Below are 6,025 nucleotides of genomic sequence, written 5' to 3'. Positions count from 1 at the left end.
CGCTCCGTTCGGACCGCGTCGGCGCTGTTCGCGTCGGGAGGCGCTTTATAGGCGGCTGCCCGACACCACGCAACTCCTTTTTTCAGGCGTAACGCATTTTTTTCGGAAACCGGGTTCCGCGCCGCTGCGGCGGGCGCCGTTGTATAGTGGCGCCCCGATCCGCTGACCGAGCCTGCCGCCATGCCGTCCCCCCGTCCGTTGCGCCTTCTTCACACCGCCGATTGGCATTTGGGCCAGACGCTGCATGGAATCGCGCGGGATCCCGAGCACGCCCGATTCCTCGATTGGCTGCTCGACCGCCTCGCCGAGCATGAGGTGGACGCGCTGGTGATCGCGGGCGACGTGTTCGACGGGCAGAACCCGCCCATTCCGTCGCTGTCGCTCTTCTATCGCTTTCTCGCCCGCGCCAAGGCGCGCTTTCCCCGATTGGATATTGTCGTGTTGGCGGGCAACCACGACAGCGCCAGCCGGTTGGACGCGCCCGGCCCCTTGATGGACGCGCTGGGGGTGCGGGTGGTCGGCGCCCTGCCCGTTTCATCCGATGGCCGTTTTGATCCGGCGGGGCTGGTGGTTCCCTTGCACGACCGCGACCGCGCCATCGCCGCCCGCTGCGTGGCCATGCCCCATCTGCGCCCCGCCGACCTGCCGCCGCCGGACAATCCCGAGCCGGACAATCCCGAGGATGAGGCGTCCGATCCGCTGATTGAAGGCGTTCGCCAGTTGTATGATCGCGCGGGCGAGGCGGCGCGCGCGGTTCTGCGGCCCGGCGAGGCGCTGGTCCTGACCGGCCATTGCTACATGCGCGGCGGCGTGCTGTCGGATTTGAGCGAGCGCAAGATCCTGGGCGGCAATCTGCACGCTCTGCCGGTGGAGATTTTCCCCGAGGACGCCGCCTATGTCGCCTTGGGCCATCTGCACCGGGCGCAGTCGGTCGGCGGGTTGGATCATGTGCGTTACAGCGGATCCCCCCTGCCTTTGGCGCTGGATGAGGAGCCGTACCCGCATCAGGTGATGCTGGTGGAACTGGCCGAAGGGCGGATGGTCGGGCGGCGCGCCCTGCCCGTGCCGCGCTTCGTCGCCATTCGGCGGATTCCCGGCGGCGGGCGCTTCGCCACGCCGGACGTGGCGCTCGACGCGCTGCGCCGGATGGATCTGGACGAGACTCTGCCGCGCGAGGCCTGGCCCTTCGTCGAGGTTTCGGTCGAGCTGCCCGAACCCCGCCCTGCCCTGCGCGAGGAGGTTGAGGCGGCGCTCGCCGGGCGACCGGCACGGTTGGTCAAGTTGGCGGCGCGTTTGACCGGCGACGGCGCGGCGTTGGCCGACCACGCGCCGACGGTCGAGCTGGCCGCTCTCGCGCCGGAGGATGTGTTTCACCGGCTCTACCGCCGCCAACACCAGGGCGATCCCGCCCCGGATCTGCTGGCGGCCTTTCACGAGTTGCTGGTTTCGGTTCAGGAGGGCGTGTGATGCGGATTTTGGCGGTGCGCGGCGGCAATCTGACCAGCCTCGACGGGCCGTTCGCGGTCGATTTCAACGCCGAACCGCTGCGCCGGGCCGGGCTGTTCGCCATCACCGGCCCGACCGGAGCGGGGAAAAGCACCATCCTCGACGCGCTGTGTCTGGCCTTGTTCGACCAGATGCCGCGCCTGCCCAAGGGACGCGGCGAGCAATCGGCGGCGGAACGCGATCCGAAAACCCTATCGGCCAACGATGTGCGCGGCGTTCTGCGGCGGGGCGCGGCGTCGGGCTGGGCCGAGGTTGATTTCGTCGGCGTCGATGGCCTGTTCTACCGCGCCCGTTGGGAGGTGCGCCGCGCCCGCTTGAAGGCCAGCGGCGCCTTGCAGGCGCAAAGCCTGTCGCTGACCAGTTTGGACGGAGAGCAGCGCTTCGGCGACGGCAAGAAAGCGGTGCTGGAGGAGATTGAGACCCGCCTGGGCTTGAGTTTTGAACAATTCCGCCGCGCCGTTCTGCTGGCCCAGGGTGATTTCGCCACCTTCCTGAAGGCCCCCGCAACGGAACGCTCGGCGTTGCTGGAGTTGCTGACCGGCACCGAAATCTACTCCACCCTGTCGAAAGCCGCCCATGAACGGGAACGGCGGGAGCGGGAGGCGTTGACCGCGCTGACGGCGCAAGGCGGCGGCATCGGCGTTCTGGACGCCGACGCGCGCACGGCGCTGGAAACGGAGGTCGGCGACGCCGACGCGGCGGTCACAGCGGGCGAGCAGGCGTTGGAACTGGCGCGGGCGGCGGTGGCGTGGCACGCGCGCGACCGCCAACTGGCCGAGGCCGAACAGCAAGCGACCGACGCGGCGGCGCGGACCGAGTCGGCGTGGCGGGAGGCCGAACCCCGGCGCGTCGAGGCCGCCTTGCGGTCGGCGTTGCAACCTCTGCGCCCGGTGATCGTCGAGGCCGACCGCGCCGCGCGGGACGCCGCCGAGGCGCAAGCCGCCGACCAACGCGCCCGCGCCGCCTTGCTTCAGGCGCAAACCGCGCTGACCAACGCCGCCGAACACCACAACACGGCCAGCCTGCGCTGGGAGCAGGCGACCGCCGAGCAGGAAGCCGCCGAACCGGATTTGGTCCGCGCCGCCGATCTTGACGGGCAGATCGCCGCGCTGGTCCAGGAAAGCGACGCCGCCCGGCGCGCGCGCGACGCGGCGTCCGAACGCCGGACGACGGTCCACGCCGCGCAGGAACGGGCCGAAGCGGCGCTGACCGATTGCCGGGCGCGGGTGGTCGCCTTGGAAAACGCTTTGGCGGAGCAAAACGGTTTGGCTCCGCTGGCGACGCAATGGTCACGCTGGGACGCCGCGCTGGGACGCCACGCCGAGGCGGCGCGCCAATGCGCCGAGGCCGAACGTGAGGTCGCGCGGCGCGCGACGACGCTGACCGACCTGACCCGGCAGGCTGAAGACGCCGCGTTGGCCGTCACGGAAGCCGAAGGCCAAAACGCCCAGGCCGAGACCACGTTGGCCACCGTTTTGGCAGAAGACGCCCCGGCGTTGGAGGCGACCAGCCAAGCCCGCAAGGCGGCGAGCGAGCAGCGCGACCGGCTGCGCGCGCTGGCCAGCCTCGCCGAACGGGCGGCGCAACGGCGCGAGGAACGGACGACCGCCTGCGCCGAGGAAGCCCGCCGCCGCGACGAGGCCGAGCGCGAAACCGCCGCCGCCGCGACCTGCGCCGAGGAGGCGCGGATCCGGCAGGCGGCGCGCGACGAGGCCGAACAGACCTTGCGCCGCCTGCAACTGACCCAGCGCGAGGATGTGGAAACGCTGCGCCATCGGCTGGTGGCGGGCGAGTCCTGCCCGGTCTGCGGATCGGAGGATCACCCGTGGGCCGACCACCGCGCGCCGCTCGCCCGGCTGACCCACGAGCAAGAGGAACGGCTCGCCGCGTTGAACGAGGCCGTCGCCGCTCTGCTGTCCCGGCAAGCCGGTCACGCGGCGACCGCGCGGGCGGCGCGGGCGGCGGCGGACGCCTTGGCCGAACGCCGCAGCGCCCTGTCGCGCGAGATTGCCGCCGACGCCGGGCGCTGGACCGAACAGGCCGCCGCCTTCGCCCTGCCCGTCGAACCGGACGGCGCGGCGGTCGCGGAACGGCTCGCTGAATTTGATACGCGGCTGGCGACCCTCGCCGACGATGAAACGCGCGCGCTTGACCACCGGCGGCGGTTGGACAAGGCGCGGGCGGCACAGACGCGGGCAAATCAGGCTCTGGTCGAAAAAAGGGCTTCTTTGCAAACGGTTAAAGACACGCTCGACGCGGCGGGCGCCGCCCAGGCGTTGGCGCTGGCCCGGCGCGACCACGCCCAGGCCGACCGCGACGCGGCGTTGGACGAGGTGGCTGAAGCTTGCGCCGGTCAACCCAACTGGCGGGCGGCGGCGGTCGCTGACCCCAACGGATTCCGGGCCGGATTGGCGGCGCGGATCACGGCGTATCAAAATCAGCGAGAGCGGTTGGCGGTGGAACAGCGGGCGGCGGACGAGGCCGCGCTCGATCTTGACCGCAAAAACGCCGAACGGGCTGGGGTGGAGACGGCGGACGTTGAGGCGCGGCAACGCTTTGACGATGTGTCCACACGATTGGCGGCGCGCCAGACGGAGCGCGCCGGGTTGCTCGACGGCCAGCCGGTCGCCGAACGCCGCGCCGCGCTGGCCGCGCGCGCGCAGGAGGCTGGGACGGCGGCGCAACGCGCGGCGCTGGCCCGGCAGGATTCCGCCGCCCGTCTGACCGCCGCCGAACGCGAGGTCGAACGTTGCGGCGCGATGGCCAAAAGCAGCGCCATCCAGGCCGATTCCGCCGCGACGGCGCTGTCCAACGCCGCGACGGCCTGCAAGGTGACGGCAGCGGAGGCGCGGAGCAAGCTGGCGCTTCCCGAGGCCGAACGGCTGGCGGAGGAGCGGGCGCTCGCTGAACTTGAAACGGCGCGGCGCGACGCCGCGCTGCTGGCCAACGAACGCCAACGCCAGCGCGCCGACCACCACGCCCAGCAGCGCCCGGAAACCGACCCGACCGAAGCCGAAGCGGCGGCGAACCGCTTGGCCGAACGCCTGACGGCGGATCGGCTGCGCCAAGGCGCGGCGCGCGGGCGCTTGACCGCCGACGACGCCAACCGGGCGCGCTTGGCCGATCTGACCGTCGCCATCGACGCGCAAAAGGCCCAACATGGGCTGTGGGCCTCGCTGGCCGGGTTGATCGGTTCGGCGGACGGCCAGAAAATGCGCAATTTCGCCCAGAGCCTCAGCCTGGACATGCTGTTAGGCCACGCCAACCGGCATTTGGACGATCTCGCCCGCCGTTACCGGCTGGAACGGGTGGCCGGGGCCAACCTCGACATCCAGGTGATCGACCGCGAGATGGGCGACGAGCGGCGCGGCGTTCACAGCCTGTCGGGCGGCGAATTGTTCCTGGTGTCGCTGGCCTTGGCGCTGGGGCTGTCGGCGATGGCGGCGGGAACCGCCGGGGGGATCGGCACCCTGTTCATCGACGAAGGATTCGGCTCGCTCGACCCCGACAGCCTGGACGTCGCCCTGTCCTGCCTGGAAGCCTTGCAGGCCGGAGGACGGCAAGTCGGCGTCATCAGCCATGTTCCGGCGATGGTCGAGCGCATCGGCGCGCAAATCCGCGTGACCCCGCTGGGCGGCGGGCGCAGCCGGGTGTCGGTGCTGTCCACCGGCGTCGGCGGAACGGAGGCGTAAGACGCGGGCGCGTCAGCCGGGCGAGCGGGTGAGGATCGCCCGGCTGAAGGCCAGAAAATCACCAAGATGGCGCTCGATCACCGCGACGGTGATGGACAGTTGCAGGCTTTGATAATCGTGAACGGCGATGTTGCGGTAGCCGACCATCCGTTGCAGCGCCTTGGCAAGATCGGCGTCGATCCATCCGGCCTGCCCCAGCAGCGTGAAGACGTCGCGGGCGCTCTGGGGGGCGCCCAGCCGCTCGCGCCGGATGATGACATGGCCGATGTCCAGACAGGCCTCGCACGCCCGCTGGATGTTCAGAATGGCGGCGTCCTGCCGGGTGAGGTCGCTGGCGAAGCTGGCCGGATCCTTTTGGTACTCTTCGGTCGCCCGCGCCACGCAGCGTTCGATGGTGGCCGCCTTGTTGAGCAGGACGTCATCCACCATAGACGCGCCCATCCCTCACAATGTCGGCCAACAGCGGCGCGCGGGCTTCGTTCAAGGACGTCATCGCGCTCCTGATGTAGGCGTCGTAACGATCCGCCTCCGCCCCATCGGCAAAGAGGCGGCGTCCGGTGGTGATGATTTGGAATTGCATCACCGTGCTGGCCGTCCGCAAATCAACCAGATCGACATCGACGTTCAATTGCCGGGCGATGGCTTCCCCGGCGTCCCACAGCCGAACGGGATCGGCGGGCTTGGGCAGAAGAACGGCGAGGTCAAGGTCGCTGTCAGGACCATTCGTCCCCGCCGCCCGGCTGCCGAACAGGATCAGCGCCTGGAGATCGGGCAGCGCCGCCCGCGCCGCCGCCAGAATGTCGATGTCGGAGATCGCCGCCATGCCC

General features: G+C 70.6%; 4 protein-coding genes. 2 read left to right on the top strand and 2 right to left on the bottom strand.

The genetic code is table 11. The features are described from left to right. Positions 1-180: 180 nt before the first annotated feature. Together ACODS4_RS22025 and ACODS4_RS22020 are read left to right on the top strand one after the other, a co-directional pair. Positions 181-1,467 (top strand): exonuclease SbcCD subunit D C-terminal domain-containing protein, encoded by a 1,287-nt coding sequence (locus ACODS4_RS22025; protein WP_488867568.1) that lies wholly within the window; start codon positions 181-183, stop codon positions 1,465-1,467. Beyond that, on the top strand, positions 1,467-5,198 hold the full coding sequence (locus ACODS4_RS22020; RefSeq protein WP_488867566.1) for an AAA family ATPase: 3,732 nt from the start codon (positions 1,467-1,469) through the stop codon (positions 5,196-5,198). Before ACODS4_RS22025 ends, ACODS4_RS22020 begins: the two co-directional genes overlap by 1 nt. Before the next feature lie 12 nt (positions 5,199-5,210). Here the strand turns inward: ACODS4_RS22020 and hepT are convergent, their stop codons facing one another. Together hepT and mntA are read right to left on the bottom strand one after the other, a co-directional pair. Then, positions 5,211-5,627, bottom strand: a complete 417-nt coding sequence (gene hepT / locus ACODS4_RS22015) for a type VII toxin-antitoxin system HepT family RNase toxin (protein ID WP_488867564.1) — start codon at positions 5,625-5,627, stop codon at positions 5,211-5,213. After that, a complete protein-coding gene (mntA, locus tag ACODS4_RS22010; RefSeq protein ID WP_488867562.1) occupies positions 5,617-6,021 on the bottom strand; it encodes a type VII toxin-antitoxin system MntA family adenylyltransferase antitoxin in 405 nt (134 codons plus the stop codon). Before mntA ends, hepT begins: the two co-directional genes overlap by 11 nt. Positions 6,022-6,025 lie beyond the last annotated feature (4 nt).

This window comes from Azospirillum sp. FG154, from assembly GCF_057809575.1.
Note: the sequence above shows the minus strand (reverse complement) of the source record. Positions and strands in the feature narration are given on the sequence as shown.

Bases quoted from the DNA above. Each gene is read 5' to 3' on its own strand.
- ACODS4_RS22025 (WP_488867568.1), top strand. From the start codon at position 181: ATGCCGTCCCCCCGTCCGTTGCGCCTTCTTCACACCGCCGATTGGCAT.
- ACODS4_RS22020 (WP_488867566.1), top strand. From the start codon at position 1,467: ATGCGGATTTTGGCGGTGCGCGGCGGCAATCTGACCAGCCTCGACGGG.
- hepT (WP_488867564.1), bottom strand. From the start codon at position 5,627: ATGGTGGATGACGTCCTGCTCAACAAGGCGGCCACCATCGAACGCTGC.
- mntA (WP_488867562.1), bottom strand. From the start codon at position 6,021: ATGGCGGCGATCTCCGACATCGACATTCTGGCGGCGGCGCGGGCGGCG.